Below are 17,895 nucleotides of genomic sequence, written 5' to 3'. Positions count from 1 at the left end.
GGCAGCCCGCCGTGGTTTCTTATAATTAACGCTTCTTACGGTTGGCCACGTGAATGGCGCCGCCATTCACTGCCAGCGCTGCTTCATGCAACGCTTCGGACAGGGTTGGATGGCTGAAGACCATCATGCCCAGATCCTCGGCACTGGTGCCGAATTCCATTGCGATTGCGCCCTGCTGTACCAGTTCGGCAGCCGATGGGCCAATCACGTGAACACCCAGGACGCGGTCGGTCTTGGCGTCGGCGATGACCTTGACGAAACCACCGGTATCGTTGGCTGCCATCGCACGGCCGCTGGCCGCGAACGGGAAGGTGCCTACGTTAACCTCAACACCCTCGGCCTTCAAGGCTTGTTCGGTCTTGCCGACCCACGCGATTTCCGGGTGGGTGTAGATGACCGACGGGATCAGGTCGTAGTTCATCTGAGCCTTGTGGCCCTTGATGCGCTCGACGACCATGATGCCCTCTTCCGAGGCCTTGTGCGCCAGCATCATGCCACGCACCACGTCACCGATGGCGTATACGCCCGGAACGCTGGTAGCGCAGTAGTCATCGACGAAGATGTAGCCACGCTCGTCGATGGTCACGCCGCTGTCGGAAGCCAGCAGATCGGTGGTCACCGGACGACGGCCGACCGCGACGATCAGCTTGTCGAAGGTGATCTTCTGCTCGCCTTCGGCGTTGGTGTAGGTCACTTCGACTTCGTTGCCGTTGACTTTCGAGCCAGTGACGCGAGCGCCCAGCTTGATGTCCAGGCCTTGCTTGGTCAGGGTCTTCTGGGCTTCTTTCGACACGGCGGTGTCGGCAGCCATCAGGAAGGTGTCCAGGGCTTCCAGGACGGTGACTTCAGCACCCAGGCGGGCCCATACCGAGCCCAGCTCCAGGCCGATCACGCCTGCACCGATCACGCCCAGGCGCTTCGGTACGGCCTGGAACTCCAGGGCGCCGGTGGAGTCGACGATGACGTTCTGGTCGACCGGAGCCGGCGGAATGTCGATCGGACGCGAGCCGGAAGCGAGGATCACGTTCTCGGCTTCGATGACTTCGGTGGTGCCGTCAGCCTTGGTGACTTCGACCTTCTTGCCAGCCAGCAGCTTGCCGTGGCCCTGGATCGAGGTAACGCCGTTGGCCTTGAACAGAGTGGCAACGCCACCGGTCAGGTTCTTCACGATGCCAGCCTTGCGGCCGACCATCGCGGCGACGTCCATCTTCACTTCGCCAGTGGAGATACCGTGGACGTTGAAGCTCTCTTTGGCTTCCTTGTACTTCCAGGAGCTGTCCAGCAGCGCCTTGGACGGGATGCAACCTACGTTCAGGCAGGTGCCGCCCAGGGCCAGCTTGCCCTCGGCGTCGGTGTACTTCTCGATACAGGCAGTCTTCAGACCAAGTTGTGCGGCCTTGATGGCAGCAACATAGCCGCCAGGACCAGCACCGATTACCACTACGTCGAATTTCTGGGTCATAAAAGATTCCTTATCAGCTACAAGCTACAGGCCGCGAACCGCGCGGCATGGCTTCTCGCGAAGCCAGGGCCGGCACGGTACGCAGCCAGAGGGTTAGATGTCCAGCAGCAGGCGAGACGGATCTTCCAGCAGGTTCTTGATGGTGACCAGGAAGGTTACCGCTTCCTTGCCATCGATCAGGCGGTGATCGTAGGACAGTGCCAGGTACATCATCGGGCGGATAACCACTTGGCCGTTGATGGCCATCGGACGCTGGATGATGTTGTGCATGCCGAGAATCGCGGCCTGCGGCGGGTTGACGATCGGAGTCGACATCATCGAACCGAAGGTACCGCCGTTGGTGATGGTGAAGGTGCCGCCGGTCATTTCTTCGATGGCCAGCTTGCCGTCACGAGCCTTCTTGCCGAAAGTGGCGATGCCGTTTTCGATTTCAGCCAGGCTCATCGATTCGGCGTTACGCAGTACCGGCACCACCAGGCCACGGTCGCTCGACACGGCAACGCCGACGTCGGCAAAGCCGTGGTAGACGATGTCGTTGCCGTCGATCGAGGCGTTGACTGCCGGGAAGCGCTTCAGGGCTTCGGTGGCGGCCTTGACGAAGAACGACATGAAGCCCAGGCGTACGCCGTTGTGGGTCTTCTCGAACAGGTCCTTGTACTTCGAACGCAGGGCCATGACTTCGGTCATGTCGACTTCGTTGAAGGTGGTCAGCATGGCCATGTTCGACTGGGCTTCGACCAGACGCTCGGCGATCTTGGCGCGCAGGCGGGTCATCGGCACGCGCTTCTCGGTGCGGTCGCCAGCGGCAACGACAACCGGGGCAGCAGCGGCAGCAGCAGGCTTGGCCGCAGGAGCCGGAGCCGACTTCTTGTTGGCGACGGCGGCGACGACGTCTTCCTTGGTGATGCGACCACCTTTGCCGGTGCCGGCGACGGTAGCCAGGTCGATACCGCTCTCTTCAGCCAGCTTGCGAGCGGCTGGAGCAGCGATCGGGTCGTCTTCGCCAGCGTCGGCGGCAGCAGCGGCAGCCGGGGCAGCAGCGGCCGGAGCAGCAGCTGGAGCAGCGGCGGCAGCACCACCTTCAACGATCGAACCCAGCACTTCGTCGGACAGGACGGTGTCGCCCTCACCCTTGACGATCGCGCCCAGCACGCCGTCGGCGGTGGCCAGCACTTCCAGGACGACCTTGTCGGTCTCGATGTCGACGATCAGCTCGTCACGCTTGACGGCATCGCCCGGCTGCTTGTGCCAGGTGGCAACGGTGCCATCGGCAACCGATTCCGGGAAGGTTGGGGCTTTGATCTCGATAGCCATTATCTGTGTTTCCTTAAATTCGGTTTCAGGTGCGCGAAGGCATTAAACAGTGAAGGCGTCTTGCAGCAGTTTTTCCTGCTGTTCGGCGTGCTTCGATGCGTAACCACAGGCTGGCGCGGCGGAAGCGTCGCGGCCGGCGTATTCCAGGACCAGCGCCTTGTTGTGGCGGCCCAGAATACGGCGCATGTGGTGCTGACTGCTGTACCAGGCGCCCTGGTTCATCGGTTCTTCCTGGCACCAGACCGCATGCTTGAGGTTGGTGTATTGCGCCAGGATTTCGACCAGGTCGTCTTCCGGGAACGGATACAGCTGCTCCAGACGCAGGATCGCGATGTCTTCACGGCCTTCGGCACGGCGTTTTTCCAGCAGGTCGTAGTAGACCTTGCCGCTGCACAGGACCAGGCGTTCGACCTTGGCCGGATCGAGGCTGTCGATTTCCGGGATCACGGTCTGGAACGAGCCTTCTGCCAGGTCTTCCAGGGTCGAGATGGCCAGCTTGTGGCGCAGCAGCGACTTCGGCGTTAGGACCACCAGCGGCTTGCGCAGCGGGCGAATGACCTGGCGACGCAGCAGGTGGTAGATCTGTGCCGGGGTGGTTGGTACGCAGACCTGGATGTTGTGCTCGGCGCACAGCTGCAGGTAACGCTCCAGACGCGCGGAGGAGTGCTCCGGGCCCTGCCCTTCATAACCGTGTGGCAGCAGCATGGTCAGACCGCACAGGCGGCCCCACTTGTGCTCACCGCTGGTGATGAACTGGTCGATCACTACCTGGGCACCGTTGGCGAAGTCGCCGAACTGGGCTTCCCAGATCACCAGCGCGTTCGGCGTGGTGGTCGAGTAGCCGTATTCGAAGGCCAGTACTGCCTCTTCCGACAGGAAGGAGTCGTACAGGTCGAAACGTGGCTGGCCCGGGAACAGGTTCTTCAGCGGTACGTAGGTGCTGGCGTCCTTCTGGTTGTGCAGCACCGCGTGACGGTGCGAGAAGGTGCCACGGCCGATGTCCTGGCCGGTCATGCGGATCGGGTGACCTTCGAACTGCAGGGTGGCGTAAGCCATGGTCTCTGCATAACCCCAGTTGATCGGCAAGCCACCGGCCTGCATCTTCTGGCGATCTTCGTAGATCTTCGCGACCTGACGCTGGACGACGAAGCCTTCCGGCAGTTCCAGCAGCTTGGCCGACAGGTCCTGCAGGGTCTTGAGGTCGAAGCGGGTGTCGTGACGCGCGGTCCAGGCATGGCCCAGGTACGGGCGCCAGTCAACGAACAGCTCGCGGTTCGGCTCCTTGACCAGGCTCTTCACCACGTGCAGGCCGTTGTCCAGGGCGTTGCGATATTCGTCGATCTTGGCCTGAGCACGCTCGGCGTCGATGCGACCGGCCTGGATCAGCGCCTCAGCGTACAACTCACGAGTCGTGCGCTGCTTGGTGATCTGCTGATACATCAGCGGCTGGGTGCCGTTCGGCTCATCGGCCTCGTTGTGGCCGCGACGACGGTAGCAGACCAGGTCGATGACCACGTCACGCTTGAACTGCATGCGGTAATCGATGGCCAGCTGGGTCACGAACAGTACCGCTTCCGGATCGTCACCGTTGACGTGCAGGATCGGCGCCTGAATCATCTTGGCGACGTCGGTGGCGTACTCGGTGGAACGTGCGTCCAGCGGGTTGCTGATGGTGAAACCAACCTGGTTGTTGATCACGATGTGCACGGTTCCGCCGGTCTTGAAACCGCGGGTCTGCGACATCTGGAAGGTTTCCATGACCACGCCCTGGCCGGCGAATGCAGCGTCGCCGTGGATCGAGATCGGCAGAACCTTGTCACCCACGGTGTCGTTGCGACGGTCCTGACGGGCGCGCACCGAACCTTCCACCACTGGCGAGACGATTTCCAGGTGGGACGGGTTGAACGCCATGGCCAGGTGAACTTCGCCACCCGGGGTCATCACGTTCGAAGAGAAGCCCTGGTGATACTTCACGTCACCGGAGCCCAGCTCGTTCATCTTCTTGCCTTCGAACTCGTCGAACAGCTCGCGCGGGTTCTTGCCGAAGGTGTTGACCAGCACGTTCAGACGGCCGCGGTGGGCCATGCCGATCACGACTTCCTTGGTGCCATAGGAGCCGGAGCGCTGGATCATCTCGTCCAGCATCGGGATCAGGCTTTCGCCGCCCTCGAGGCCGAAACGCTTGGTGCCTGGGTACTTGGTGCCCAGGTATTTCTCAAGGCCTTCACCGGCAGTCACGCGCTCGAGCAGGTGCGTCTGCACGTCGACCGAGAATTCCGGACGGCCACGCACGCTTTCCAGGCGCTGCTGGAACCAGCTGCGCTGCTCGGAATCGACGATATGGGTGAACTCGGCGCCAATGGTGCGACAATATGTCTTCTGGAGTGCCTCGAAGATGTCGCGTAGGCTCGCCTCCTCTTTGCCGATGAACAGGTCGCCGGCACGGAAGGTCGTATCAAGATCGGCATTGGTCAAGCCGTAGTGATTGATCGACAGGTCTACAGGCGCAGGTCGCTGCCACAACCCCAACGGGTCGAGCTTGGCAGCCTGATGGCCGCGCATACGATAGGCCTGGATCAGTCGCAGAACTTCAACCTGCTTCTTCTCGTGTTCTGTGCTCACGCTCCCGGCGGAAACCGGTTGGGCGCGGCGCTGGTTCTTTGCCAGCAGTACGAAATGGTCGCGGATCGTCGAGTGCGATACATCGGTAGCGGTGCTGCCGTCGGCTGGCAACTTCTGGAAGTAAGTGCGCCACTCTTCTGGCACAGCGTTAGGGTCGTGCAGGTAGAGCTCGTAGAGCTCTTCCACATATGCAGCGTTACCACCTGAAAGGTGGGCGCTATCCCACATGCGCTGCATCACGCTTTCTTGCATGCTTGGTCACCCTCGGTTAGGGGACTGATCGGCGAGAGCCACAGCAAACCTGGAAAAGTCCGAATAAAGCGACTGAGCCACGCCACTTGGATCCTGCTGATTTTCCGGGTACCAGCCCGGAAAGCCCCTGCTGGTCTCATATCTTCATAGGTATCGAGCGCGGGCTTTGTGGGCCCTTGCTCAGGTTTTACCTCAGTGCGGGCTCACCACCCGCACCTCGGCTTACTGCAGTTACAACGCTTTGTATCAGGTGCCGCTTTGCAGCAGCATGTTACGTACGTGACCGATTGCCTTGGTAGGGTTCAGACCCTTCGGGCAAACGTTGACGCAGTTCATGATCCCGCGGCAGCGGAATACGCTGAACGGGTCATCCAGGGACGCCAGGCGCTCCTGGGTCTTGGTGTCACGGCTGTCGGCCAGGAAGCGATAGGCCTGCAGCAGGGCGGCCGGGCCCAGGAACTTGTCTGGGTTCCACCAGAACGACGGGCAGGAGGTCGAGCAGCAAGCGCACAGGATGCACTCGTACAGACCGTCCAGCTTGTCGCGGTCTTCCGGCGACTGCAGACGCTCGATGGCCGGAGCCGGGGTGTCGTTCTGCAGGAACGGCTTCACCTTCTCGTACTGCTTGTAGAAGATGCTCATATCGACCACCAGGTCACGAATGACCGGCAGGCCTGGCAGCGGACGCAGAACCAGCTTGTTGCCCTTGACCACGCCCGACAGCGGGGTGATGCAGGCCAGGCCGTTCTTGCCGTTCATGTTCATACCATCGGAACCGCAAACGCCTTCACGGCAGGAGCGACGGTACGAGAATCCCTCGTCCTTCTCCTTGATCAGCGCCAGCACGTCCAGCACCATCAGGTCCTTGCCGCCGGTATCGACGTCGAACGACTCCATCTTGGGCGCCGAGTCGGTATCCGGGTTGTAACGATAAACTTCGACTTTCAACATAGCAGCCACCCTTAGTAAGTCCGGACTTTTGGTTCGAAGGCTGGAACAGTCTTCGGCGCAAAGTTGACGCCACGCTTGGCGACGCGCTTCTCACCCGGGTAGTACAGGGTGTGGCACAGCCAGTTTTCGTCGTCACGGTCTTCGAAGTCTTCACGGGCGTGAGCGCCGCGGGACTCTTTACGGGCTTCGGCCGCAATGGCGGTAGCTTCGGCGACTTCCAGCAGGTTCTGCAGCTCCAGCGCTTCGATACGCGCGGTGTTGAAGGCCTGGGACTTGTCGTTGATCTTGACGTTGGCGATGCGCTCGCGCAGGCCGGCCAGCTGCTCGATACCCTTCTGCATGTATTCGCCAGTGCGGAATACACCGAAGTAGTTCTGCATGCAGCTCTGCAGCTCGCGCTTCAGGCTGGCAACGTCTTCGCCGGATGTACGCTCGTTGAGCTTGTTCAGGCGGTTCAGCGCAACATCGATGTCGGTGTCGCTGGCGTCGAGGTGTTCGATGCCATCGCTCAGCGCCTTCTCCAGGTGCAGGCCGGCAGCACGGCCGAACACCACCAGGTCGAGCAGCGAGTTGCCGCCCAGGCGGTTGGCGCCGTGTACCGATACGCACGCCACTTCACCTACGGCGAACAGGCCAGGAATGATGTGATCCTTGCCTTCTTCGTCCATGGTGATGGCCTGGCCATGAATGTTGGTGGCTACACCACCCATCATGTAGTGGCAGGTTGGAACGACCGGCACCGGCGCGACGACTGGGTCGACGTGGGCGAAGGTCTTGGACAGTTCGCAGATACCTGGCAGGCGGCTGTGCAGCACTTCCTCGCCAAGGTGGTCCAGCTTCAGCAGTACGTGGTCCTTGTTCGGGCCCACGCCATTGCCGGCGATGATTTCCTTGACCATGGAACGGGCAACCACGTCGCGGCCGGCCAGGTCTTTGGCGTTCGGCGCGTAACGCTCCATGAAGCGCTCGCCGTGGGCGTTGATCAGGTAGCCACCCTCACCGCGGCAGCCTTCGGTGACCAGTACACCGGCGCCGGCGATGCCGGTCGGGTGGAACTGCCACATCTCGATGTCCTGTACCGGTACGCCTGCACGCAGGGCCATGCCGATACCGTCACCGGTGTTGATCAGGGCATTGGTGGTGGAGGCGTAGATACGGCCTGCACCGCCAGTGGCCAATACGGTGGCCTTGGACTTGATGTACATGGTTTCGCCGGTTTCGATGCAGATCGCGATCACACCGACAAAGGCGCCTTCCTGGTTCTTCACCAGGTCAACGGCGTAGTACTCGTTGAGGAAAGTGGTACCGGCTTTCAGGTTGCCCTGGTACAGGGTGTGCAGCAGCGCGTGACCGGTACGGTCGGAAGCGGCGCAGGTACGGGCGGCCTGGCCACCTTTACCGAAGTCCTTGGACTGGCCACCGAACGGACGCTGGTAGATACGGCCGGTTTCGGTACGCGAGAACGGCAGGCCCATGTGGTCCAGCTCGAAGACCGCAGCCGGGCCTTCCTGACACATGTATTCGATAGCGTCCTGGTCACCGATGTAGTCGGAACCCTTGACGGTATCGTACATGTGCCAGCGCCAGTCGTCGTTCGGGTCAGCCGAAGCGATGGCGCAGGTGATGCCGCCCTGGGCGGATACAGTGTGCGAACGGGTCGGGAAGACCTTGGTGACTACGGCAGTCTTGTGACCGCCCTGGGCCAGCTGCAGCGCTGCGCGCATGCCGGCGCCGCCGCCACCGATGATGATGGCGTCGAAGGAAATGGTTGGAATGCTAGCCATGGATCAGATACCCCAGAGAATCTGCACACCCCAGACGAAGTAAGCGAACATCGCAACGCCGCATACCGCCTGGAACAGGAAACGAATCGCAGTCGCCGACTTGCCGAACGACATCGGCGTCAGGTAGTCGGTGGCGATGGTCCACATGCCGACCCAGGCGTGGGCGCCCAGGGCAACGAGGGCCAGCAGACTGAAAATGCGCATCGCGTTGTTGGAGAACAGACCATGCCACTGGGTGTAGTCGATGCCTGGGTGGCAGACCACGTAGCCGATCAGGAAGATGAAGTAAGCCGCGAGAACGACCGCCGATACGCGCTGCGCCATCCAGTCATAGAGGCCCGAACGCGACAGGTTCGTGACATTGGTTACCATACCCAAACTCCCACCAGAACGATCAGCACCACGGAGATGACGATCACGATTTTCGAGCCCAGCTTGCCGCCTTCCAGCGTCTCACCGATACCCATGTCCATGATCAGGTGGCGTACACCTGCCACGAGGTGATAAAGCAGGGCGGACAGCAGACCCCAGGTCACGAACTTGGCCAGCGGACTGGTCAGACACGCCTTCACCTCACCGAAGCCTTCCTCGGAACCCAGCGACTTGCCCAGTGCATAAAGCATGATGGCAAGGCCGAGGAACAGGATGACGCCGGAGATACGGTGCAGAATGGACGTGTACGCAGTGACAGGAAGCTTGATGGTCCTTAGGTCTAGGTTTACAGGTCGTTGGCTTTTCACGGCTTTTTTCACACTGAAGAGCCCCTAGCGAATCAGGGCAAAGTTGTTGGTAAGTGTACTGGTCAGGTACCCACCACCCAGGGAACGGCGACCCCCAGCAGTTCGGGCTTGCAAGCCCCTGGGAGTCGGGTGCCGAGTATAGACAGTTAGGCTGCTTATGACAACGTGACGGGGTAGCCCAAATAGCGGATTGCCTTTAGCGAGCAAAAGGCGTAAACGGGCGAGAAATTCTAGAAAAAACAGGCTTCAGAGGGGCTTTCAACCAGCCTTTAGGCAAATTGACATTCGAATTTACTTCTCTATAGTGGTGCGGGCCCTGCGTGGGGGGCTGTCTGATGATTTCAAGCATTAATAGGAGGCCACATGGCTGACAAAAAAGCGCAGTTGGTCATCGAGGGCGCTGCCCCCGTCGAGCTGCCCATTTTAACCGGCACCGTTGGTCCTGATGTAATCGACGTCCGCGGGTTGGGGGCCACTGGTCACTTCACCTTCGACCCTGGTTTCATGGCGACCGCCTCGTGCGAGTCGAAGATCACCTACATCGACGGCGACAAGGGCGTGCTGCTGCACCGCGGCTACCCGATCGAACAGCTCGCCGAGAAATCGGACTACCTGGAAACCTGCTACCTGCTGCTCAACGGCGAACTGCCGAATGCCGAGCAGAAGGCCCAGTTCGTCAGCACCGTCAAGAACCACACCATGGTTCACGAGCAGCTGAAGTCCTTCTTCAACGGTTTCCGCCGCGACGCTCACCCGATGGCGGTGATGTGCGGTGTGGTCGGCGCCCTGTCGGCGTTCTACCACGACTCCCTGGACATCAATAACCCGCAACACCGCGAAATCTCCGCGGTGCGCCTGGTCGCCAAGATGCCGACCCTGGCCGCGATGGTTTACAAGTACTCCATGGGCCAGCCGATGATGTACCCGCGCAACGACCTGTCGTACGCGGAAAACTTCCTGCACATGATGTTCAACACCCCGTGCGAGATCAAACCGATCAGCCCGGTGCTGGCCAAGGCAATGGACCGGATCTTCATCCTCCACGCCGACCACGAGCAGAACGCCTCCACCTCCACCGTGCGCCTGGCAGGCTCCTCGGGCGCCAACCCGTTCGCCTGTATCGCTGCTGGTATCGCCGCACTGTGGGGCCCGGCCCACGGCGGTGCGAACGAAGCGGTCCTGACCATGCTCGATGAAATCGGCGATGTCTCGAACATCGACAAGTACATCGCCAAGGCCAAGGACAAGAACGACCCGTTCAAGCTGATGGGCTTCGGTCATCGCGTCTACAAGAACCGTGACCCGCGCGCCACCGTGATGAAGAAGACCTGCGACGAAGTCCTGGGTGAACTGGGCATCAAGAACGATCCGCAGCTGGAACTGGCCATGCGCCTGGAAGAGATCGCCCTGACCGATCCGTACTTCATCGAGCGCTCGCTGTACCCGAACGTCGACTTCTACTCGGGCATCATCCTGAAAGCGATCGGCATTCCGACCAGCATGTTCACCGTGATCTTCGCCCTGGCACGTACTGTCGGCTGGATCTCGCACTGGAAAGAAATGCTCTCCAGCCCGTACAAGATCGGCCGCCCTCGCCAGCTGTACACCGGCGAACTGCAGCGCGACATCGTCGAGCTGAAGGACCGCAAGTAAGCCTTACCCGCCGAACGCAAAAAAGGCTGCCCCATGGCAGCCTTTTTTATTGCCTTGCCGGGCCGAGCTCAGTTCTTCTCGGCCAGTTCACGCAAGCCTTTGAGGGTATTGAACGGCGAATCGACCACGAACTTGTTGGCGATCATCGATGGCACGCTACCGCCCGGTTCGGTGTGCACCTGGTAAGTCACTTCAGTGCTGTCACCCTTGGGTACCAGCTTCCAGAAGCCCTGCACCTTGGCCACCCGTACGAAGCCTTTCTCTTCCGGGATGTAGGTCGGTTCTTCGACCAGATTTCGGGTCAGGCTGCCGTCAGCCCCCTTGATGGTGGTGACACGCAACACGGAGTCACGCGGCGTCACCGGCCACGGCGTATTGAACTGGGTGTAGGTCCAGCTCTGGTCGCCTTCGTGCTTGAGCAACTTCTGCGACTTGCACTCGTGAATCCACTTGCAAGCCCCAGCCACGTCTTCCTGTAGCGCCTGGACCTTGGCCAGCGGCGCCTTGATCAGGGTCACGCCCTGGTAGGCCTTGTACTTGGAGCCCGGCACCTCACTGAGCGAGACCTTGATGCCCTCCTCGTCCTTGGCCACCTGCCAGTTTTCGGCCCAGGCAGCCGGCGCCAGCAGGACACCCATGCCACACAGCAGTGCAATACGCTTGAACGATCTCATCATGTTTATCCTTGTTGTCGAAGATCCAGCCTCTCACGCCGCCGTTATCTGCTCCCACCAACCAAGAATCCTGATTGCCTCGTCGCGGTCATTGCCGCACACCTCGATATCCGCCTTGAAACCGCCACACACCGCCGGCCGCTCGGGCTTACCGAACAGGTCGCAGAGGTTTTCCGCTGTCAGGTGCAGGCAGCGCTCGCCCGCCGGCTTGCCCTGGGGCATGCGCGGCAGCGCCGAGCTGATGGACGGGGCAATGCAGCAGGCACCACAACCCTCACGACACTTCATGGCTGAATCAGGACTCCCTGGAGCAAAACGGGACGATCGTCCCTGGATAGTAACCGCTCAAACATGCGTTTTAAATTGGCAACCCGATGAAAACGGCCGTGACCCGGCAGTCAGTTGAGCAAGCTCAGTTGCGGAACTGGAAATCGATCGCCGCGCCTTCCACATCGTGCCGGCTTTCGTTGCGCAGCTGCAGCTGCATCTCATTGCTTATCAACCGGCCGTTGAGCTGAAACGGGCTGTCGTTGGTTTCCGGCTTTTCCGTGAACATGGCGGGCAGCAAAGGTTTGCGGCGGGTCGAAGGATCGCCCACTTCAGGCTCGAGATTGTTCACCATCTCGGTCGGCAGACTCAGGTCCAGCTTGGCTTTGGGCAATGGTTGCGTGACCGACTTGCTGACCGGTTTCTTGGGCTTGGGCTTGGGCTTGGGCTTGGGCTTGGCCTTGGCGACCGCTGGCTTGGCTTTGGCTACAGGCTTTGCCGCCTTGTCATGCCCTGCTTGCGCCTGGGCAGCAGCCTGCGCAGCCTGGACTACAGGCAGGCACAACGGCGCAATACAGATCATCAGGGCGACACTACGCAACAGATTCATGGACATCAACAGGCAGGCGGAATTGTAAAAGTGCGTATGCTCCCTGTTCCGCCCGCTACTGGCAAGCCTACAAAAGTGAGGGCTGCGATTCTCTGCACAATTGCTGGGCCAAAAGCCCGAGCGTGATGACCGCCCGCTCGGCCTCCTTGTTCCATGGAATGCCACAGTTGAGCCGGATGCAGTGGTTGAACTGCTCGGTGTTACTGAAGATCAGCCCAGGCGCGATACTGATGCCCTGCTCCAGTGCACGCACATGCAGTTCCTGCGTGTTCACCCGCCCCGGCAGGCTGACCCAAAGGATGAAACCGCCGGTTGGCCGGGTCATCTGGGTACCTTCCGGGAAGTGCTGCTGAACCGCCAGCTGGTAGGCACTGAGGTTCTTGCGATACTCCTGGCGGATATATCGCAAATGCCGGTCGTAGCCACCGTTCTCCAGGTACGCCGCCACACCCATTTGCGTCACGCTGCACGCCGAGTGGGTAGTGAACGTCTGCAGGCGCTGGATTTCATCCTGATAACGCCCCGCCACCATCCAGCCGACCCGCACCCCGGGCGAAAGGGTCTTGGAAAAGCTCGAGCAGTAGATGACCCGGTCCAGCCGATCGAAGGCCTTGAGCGCCTTGGTCTTGCCCTGCTCGAACATCAGTTCGCCGTAGATGTCATCTTCGACGATCTGGATATCGAAGTCCGATGCCAGGCGCAGCAACTGCTTCTGCCGCTCCTCTGGCACAGTGCCGCCCAATGGATTGCTCAGGCGCGTGGTCAACACCAAGGCCTTGATCGACCACTGATTGGCGGCCAGTTGCAAAGCTTCAAGGCTGATGCCGGTGGACGGGTCACTGGGGATCTCGATCACCTTCAACCCCAACAGGTCCGCCAACTGCAGGAGCCCGTAATAGGTTGGCGACTCGGCCGCGATCAGATCACCCGGGCGGGTCAGCACCCGCAGCGACATCTGCAACGCATCGACACAGCCATGGGTGACGATCACCTCACGCGGGTCGACCAGCACGCCGGCATCACGCATGCGAATCGCGATCTGCCGGCGCAGTGGCTCGAAGCCGGGGCTGAACATGTAGCTGAAGGCACGCGGGCTGTGGAAGCGGGTGACCTTGGCGATCTGCTGGTGCAAGGCGCGCACCGGCAGGTAATCGACGTGCGGCACCGCAGCGCCGAATGGGAACACGCCATCGCGGCGCGCCTCGGTCAACACCTGCTGGATGATGCTGGCACGCGTGACCAGGCCAGGGCGCTCGACCCGGGCGATGTCCGGCGTCTGCGCGGTCAGGGCGGGCGTCTGATGCACGTAGTAGCCCGACTGCGGCCGGGCACGGATCAGCCCCTGATCCTCGAGATTGGCGTAGGCCTGCAACACCGTGGCATGGCTGACGTTGAGCTGGGCGCTCATCTTGCGCACGGACGGTACGCGCTCGCCTGGCTGGTAGACACCGCGACGGATGTCGTCGGCCAGTTGCTGGGCGATACGCTGGTACAGCAGCAGGTTGGTCATGGCGGTATCTCGACGCGCAGGCGGCTCGTTATTCTTGTACGACTCACTGACGGTAGAGCATACCGTAACAGTTGCAAAGTGTACTGGGACAGATGGCTAAGTAGTCAACAATACCGTTGCGTGACACCTGTCGAAACGATTAATCCGCGCCATGCCGATGGAAGCCGGGGCCGCTTTGCGGCCCCTTTTCAAGGTGTTCAGCGCGCTGGCGCGAGTCTACCCTTATCGTCAGAGAAGACGATTTCCACCCGGCGATTCTGCGCCCTGCCCCGCTCCGAAGCATTGGCCTCGATCGGGTACTGGTCGCCATAGCCTTCGACCTGCAGGCGTTTCTCGTCGATCCCCAGGTCGACCAGCATGTCTGCCACCGACTGGGCACGATCACGCGACAGCTTGAGGTTATCTTCTGGCGTACCGGTGCTGTCGGTATAGCCCTCGATCCGCACCACGCGACGCGGATTGAGCTGGAGGAACTGCACCAGCTTGAGCACGGTGCGGCTGGCAGAATTTTTCAGGTCGGCACTGCCGGTGTCGAACAGCACGTCACTCAGGGTCATCACCAAGCCTCGGTCAGCCTGCTCCGAGGCCAACGCGGCAATCTGGTTCTCCACCCATTTGCCCTGCTGCTGCACACTGGCCAGCTTGGCCTCGCGCAAGGCCAACTGCAGGCGCTGGCGTTCGAGGTCGAGCTTGGCCCGACGCTCCTCGCTCAGCGCCAGCTTGGCGTGCTCGCTGGCAATCTCGCTGTAGCGCTGGCTCAGGTAGGCATAATGGCGCACATCGCTGCCCGTACCGATGTAGCCGGAAAGGCGCTCGGCGCGGGACAGCGACTCACCGGCACGGATCACGTCACGCGGGGCGCTGCGCAGCACGTCGGCATCGTCCTTGACCTTCTGGAAGGCCACGGTCGCGTCATCCAGTGCCGCCGAACTGCGCTGGCTGGCGCAACCCTGCAAGCCGGCCGTCAGCACCAGCAGTGCAAGCGCGGTTTTCGCATTCAGACGCATCATGGCTGCACCTCCAGTTGCTTGCGCAGGCGCTTGACCCGCGTTTGCAGCAGCTGAAGCTGCTCTTCGCTCTTCTGGTTCAGCACCTGCGCCTCGGCCAGACGGGCATCCAGCTCGGCCTGTTCGGCACGCAGGCGTGCGTCACGGTAGTCCTCGGTCAGCATGTTGGTCTTGGCCCGGGCGAACTTGTCTTCGGCCAGCTTCAGCGCTTCGACCTGGTCGGTGGCACCGACTGCCTTGGCCTGCTCCAGCGCCTGCTCGGAAATTCGCATCTGCTCATTGGGCGCCGGGTCATTGGCGCAGCCGGCCAGGCCGAGCATGGCCACGGCTAGGATCAGGGATTGGGTTCTCACGCACTCTTCCTAATGTTTTGGGGCGTCCGCCTGCACTTGCATCTGCGCTTTCCAACGCTCGACATTACGTTGCAGCACGGCTTCGGACGCACCGGAGATCGGCAATTCTGTCAGCTTTTTCGCCAATTGCCCACGCAACCACGCGTCATTGCAGGCCGAATTGTGCGACAAGGCCAGGTACAGGCCCGGGCGGTCCACTGGCAAGCCACGCGCGATGAGGTTGTTGCTCATGCCCAGGCTTTGGGTCATGGCCATGCCCGAGTAGCGCCCGGCCAATACATAATCGACCTGGCCCAGCACCAGTTTCTGGAAGGCCTGGGTGAGGTTCTGCGCCGACACCAGCTTCAGCTGGGCCTTGGCGAAGGCAGTGAACGCCGGGGTCAGGCGCGCACGCTCGGACAGGCTGCCCTGATACTTGGCCAGGTCGGCCGGACCTTCGAACGCCAGCGTGGCGTCGTGGCGCGTCCAGACCAGGTATTCATTGAGCTGCAAGGGCGGGTGGATGTAGTCCAGCGCCGTCAGCTGCTCCACTTGCATGGGGGTATCGAGCAGCAGATCCATGCGCCCACTGCGCACCTCTTCCAGCGCCTGGTCGCGCCGGCCGGCACTGAGCACCTCGACTTTCACCCCCAGCTCGCCAAGTACCTGGCGCAGCAGGTCGACATTGGCGCCGATCAGGTGCTTCGGGTCGCTCGGGTCTTGCCAGGCATACGGCGGTGCGTCCGGGCTGCCGGTTGCCACCAGTCGCTCGCACTTGCCTGCCGCCATCACCACCGGCGACAGCAGCGTCACCATGCATGCCAGCACCCTGCCCGCTTCGCGCAACACCATCCTTCACTCCTTGCCCGGCAACAAAAAAGCCCGGCCCTCAGTGCGAGGGCCGGGCTTCTTTATAAGTGAAGCAGGCGGATCAGACCAGCTTTTCCAGCTCCGGAACGGCTTCGAACAGGTCGGCGACCAGGCCGTAGTCGGCTACCTGGAAGATCGGCGCTTCTTCATCCTTGTTGATCGCGACGATCACCTTGGAGTCCTTCATGCCGGCCAGGTGCTGGATCGCGCCGGAGATACCGACGGCGATGTACAGCTGTGGCGCAACGATCTTGCCAGTCTGGCCGACCTGCATGTCGTTCGGCACGAAGCCTGCGTCCACCGCGGCGCGCGAGGCACCGACGGCAGCGCCAAGCTTGTCGGCCAGGCTGTACAGGTGCTTGAAGTTGTCACCGTTGCCCATGCCACGGCCGCCGGAAACGACGATCTTGGCAGCGGTCAGCTCTGGGCGGTCGGACTTGGCCAGTTCTTCGCCAACGAAGGCCGAGATGCCGGCGTTGTGCGCAGCAGCCACCGCTTCAACGGCAGCCGAGCCACCTTCGGCGGCCACGGCGTCGAAGCCGGTGGTACGCACGGTGATGACCTTGACCGAAGCGCTCGATTGCACGGTGGCAATGGCGTTGCCGGCGTAGATCGGGCGCTTGAAGGTGTCGGCCGATTCAACCGAGATGATCTCGGAGATCTGGTCAACGTCCAGCAGCGCGGCAACGCGTGGCAGGATGTTCTTGCCGTTGGTGGTGGCCGGGGCCAGCACGTGGCTGTAGCCTTTCGCCAGCTCGACGATCAGCGGCGCGACGTTTTCTGGCAGGGCGTGGGCGTAGGCGGCGTTATCGGCAACCAGCACCTTGGCCACGCCAGCGATCTTGGCAGCGGATTCGGCGACGCCGCCGACGTTTGCGCCTGCGACCAGCACGTGGATATCACCACCGATCTTGGCGGCAGCGGCGACGGTGTTCAGGGTGGCCGGGGCTACGGCACCGTTCTCGTGTTCAGCGACAACCAGGATAGTCATTTAGATTACCTTCGCTTCGTTCTTCAGCTTCTCGACCAGTTCGGCCACCGATTTGACCTTGATGCCAGCGCTGCGGGCAGCCGGCGCTTCGACTTTCAGGGTCTTGTTGGTGGAGGCGAGGGACACGCCCAGCGCGTCTGGAGTCACGGTCTCCAGCGGCTTTTTCTTGGCCTTCATGATGTTCGGCAGCGACGCGTAGCGTGGCTCGTTCAGGCGCAGGTCGGTGGTGACGATGGCCGGGAGGTTCAGCGAAACGGTCTGCAGGCCGCCGTCGATTTCACGGGTGACGTTCAGCTTGTCGCCAGCGACTTCGACCTTGGAGGCGAAGGTGCCCTGGGCAAAGCCGGTCAGCGCGGCCAGCATCTGGCCGGTCTGGTTGTTGTCACTGTCGATGGCCTGCTTGCCGAGGATCACCAGTTGCGGCTGCTCCTTGTCGACAACGGCTTTCAGAGCCTTGGCCACGGCCAGGGAATTCAGCTCGTCAGCGACTTCGACCAGGATCGCGCGGTCGGCACCCAGGGCCAGGGCAGTACGCAGCTGCTCCTGAGCGGTGGTCGGGCCGACGGAGACGACGACAATCTCGGTCGCGACGCCCTTTTCCTTCAGGCGTACGGCTTCTTCCACGGCGATTTCGCAGAAGGGGTTCATGGACATCTTGACGTTAGCAAGGTCGACGCCGGAGTTGTCCGCCTTGACGCGAACCTTGACGTTGTAGTCGACCACTCGTTTGACAGCTACAAGAACCTTCATGGATTCCTCGTTACTCTCCGGTGAATAGATAGTCGCCTGGGGCAGAGCCCGGCGATGCGCGTGGGTACAAGGGCACCTCTGAAAACGTACCGGGAGGAGCAAACTT

Annotated in this window: 17 protein-coding genes; 1 reads left to right on the top strand and 16 read right to left on the bottom strand. The window is 61.5% G+C overall.

Features of this window, described 5'->3' with window-relative positions:
* Positions 1-25 precede the first annotated feature (25 nt).
* From lpdA to sdhC, 7 genes are all read right to left on the bottom strand, one after another.
* Complete coding sequence (gene lpdA / locus ACOKS3_RS09035) at positions 26-1,462, bottom strand: dihydrolipoyl dehydrogenase (protein ID WP_010954949.1); 1,437 nt, start codon at positions 1,460-1,462, stop codon at positions 26-28.
* A gap of 93 nt (positions 1,463-1,555) precedes the next feature.
* Complete coding sequence (gene odhB, locus ACOKS3_RS09030) at positions 1,556-2,776, bottom strand: 2-oxoglutarate dehydrogenase complex dihydrolipoyllysine-residue succinyltransferase (RefSeq protein WP_103446609.1); 1,221 nt, start codon at positions 2,774-2,776, stop codon at positions 1,556-1,558.
* 42 nt (positions 2,777-2,818) lie between these two features.
* Complete coding sequence (locus tag ACOKS3_RS09025) at positions 2,819-5,650, bottom strand: 2-oxoglutarate dehydrogenase E1 component (RefSeq protein ID WP_103446608.1); 2,832 nt, start codon at positions 5,648-5,650, stop codon at positions 2,819-2,821.
* A 246-nt stretch (positions 5,651-5,896) separates the two neighbouring features.
* Positions 5,897-6,601, bottom strand: coding sequence for a succinate dehydrogenase iron-sulfur subunit (locus ACOKS3_RS09020; RefSeq protein WP_012315348.1), 705 nt, complete (start codon positions 6,599-6,601; stop codon positions 5,897-5,899).
* An 11-nt stretch (positions 6,602-6,612) separates the two neighbouring features.
* On the bottom strand, positions 6,613-8,385 hold the full coding sequence (gene sdhA, locus ACOKS3_RS09015) for a succinate dehydrogenase flavoprotein subunit (protein WP_103446607.1): 1,773 nt from the start codon (positions 8,383-8,385) through the stop codon (positions 6,613-6,615).
* Between the two features lie 3 nt (positions 8,386-8,388).
* Positions 8,389-8,757, bottom strand: coding sequence for a succinate dehydrogenase, hydrophobic membrane anchor protein (gene sdhD, locus ACOKS3_RS09010; RefSeq protein WP_027921320.1), 369 nt, complete (start codon positions 8,755-8,757; stop codon positions 8,389-8,391).
* A complete protein-coding gene (gene sdhC / locus ACOKS3_RS09005) occupies positions 8,751-9,137 on the bottom strand; it encodes a succinate dehydrogenase, cytochrome b556 subunit (RefSeq protein WP_012315350.1) in 387 nt (128 codons plus the stop codon). Before sdhC ends, sdhD begins: the two co-directional genes overlap by 7 nt.
* Positions 9,138-9,488: 351 nt before the next feature.
* Here sdhC and gltA point away from each other — a divergent pair, with 351 nt between their 5' ends.
* On the top strand, positions 9,489-10,778 hold the full coding sequence (gene gltA / locus ACOKS3_RS09000) for a citrate synthase (RefSeq protein ID WP_054899921.1): 1,290 nt from the start codon (positions 9,489-9,491) through the stop codon (positions 10,776-10,778).
* Positions 10,779-10,846: 68 nt separating this feature from the next.
* Here gltA and ACOKS3_RS08995 read toward each other — a convergent pair whose 3' ends face one another.
* The 9 genes from ACOKS3_RS08995 to ACOKS3_RS08955 all read right to left on the bottom strand — a co-directional run bounded on the left by ACOKS3_RS08995 (position 10,847) and on the right by ACOKS3_RS08955 (position 17,789).
* Complete coding sequence (locus ACOKS3_RS08995; RefSeq protein WP_103446606.1) at positions 10,847-11,452, bottom strand: START domain-containing protein; 606 nt, start codon at positions 11,450-11,452, stop codon at positions 10,847-10,849.
* Between the two features lie 33 nt (positions 11,453-11,485).
* Positions 11,486-11,740, bottom strand: coding sequence for a YkgJ family cysteine cluster protein (locus ACOKS3_RS08990; protein WP_103446605.1), 255 nt, complete (start codon positions 11,738-11,740; stop codon positions 11,486-11,488).
* 124 nt (positions 11,741-11,864) lie between these two features.
* Positions 11,865-12,329 carry a hypothetical protein gene (locus tag ACOKS3_RS08985; protein ID WP_103448222.1) on the bottom strand — a complete coding sequence of 155 codons (465 nt, stop codon included), beginning with the start codon at positions 12,327-12,329 and terminating at the stop codon, positions 11,865-11,867.
* 67 nt (positions 12,330-12,396) lie between these two features.
* Positions 12,397-13,839, bottom strand: coding sequence for an aminotransferase-like domain-containing protein (locus ACOKS3_RS08980; protein WP_027921315.1), 1,443 nt, complete (start codon positions 13,837-13,839; stop codon positions 12,397-12,399).
* A 197-nt stretch (positions 13,840-14,036) separates the two neighbouring features.
* Positions 14,037-14,849 carry an OmpA family protein gene (locus ACOKS3_RS08975; protein WP_103446604.1) on the bottom strand — a complete coding sequence of 271 codons (813 nt, stop codon included), beginning with the start codon at positions 14,847-14,849 and terminating at the stop codon, positions 14,037-14,039.
* Positions 14,846-15,199: a DUF4398 domain-containing protein gene (locus ACOKS3_RS08970; RefSeq protein WP_422763265.1), complete on the bottom strand. Its 354-nt coding sequence runs from the start codon at positions 15,197-15,199 to the stop codon at positions 14,846-14,848. The genes ACOKS3_RS08975 and ACOKS3_RS08970 overlap by 4 nt, the downstream gene beginning before the upstream one ends.
* Positions 15,200-15,208: 9 nt before the next feature.
* Positions 15,209-16,030 carry a substrate-binding periplasmic protein gene (locus ACOKS3_RS08965; protein WP_103446602.1) on the bottom strand — a complete coding sequence of 274 codons (822 nt, stop codon included), beginning with the start codon at positions 16,028-16,030 and terminating at the stop codon, positions 15,209-15,211.
* A 79-nt stretch (positions 16,031-16,109) separates the two neighbouring features.
* Positions 16,110-17,039 (bottom strand): electron transfer flavoprotein subunit alpha/FixB family protein, encoded by a 930-nt coding sequence (locus ACOKS3_RS08960; RefSeq protein ID WP_103446601.1) that lies wholly within the window; start codon positions 17,037-17,039, stop codon positions 16,110-16,112.
* Positions 17,040-17,789 carry an electron transfer flavoprotein subunit beta/FixA family protein gene (locus tag ACOKS3_RS08955; RefSeq protein ID WP_103446600.1) on the bottom strand — a complete coding sequence of 250 codons (750 nt, stop codon included), beginning with the start codon at positions 17,787-17,789 and terminating at the stop codon, positions 17,040-17,042.
* Positions 17,790-17,895 lie beyond the last annotated feature (106 nt).

Source organism: Pseudomonas sp. HS6-2 (assembly GCF_049325675.2).
In the GTDB taxonomy this organism is placed as follows: Bacteria; Pseudomonadota; Gammaproteobacteria; order Pseudomonadales; family Pseudomonadaceae; genus Aquipseudomonas; species Aquipseudomonas putida_N.
The sequence above is the reverse complement of the archived record's forward strand: the minus strand, read 5'-3'. Positions and strand labels throughout refer to the sequence as shown.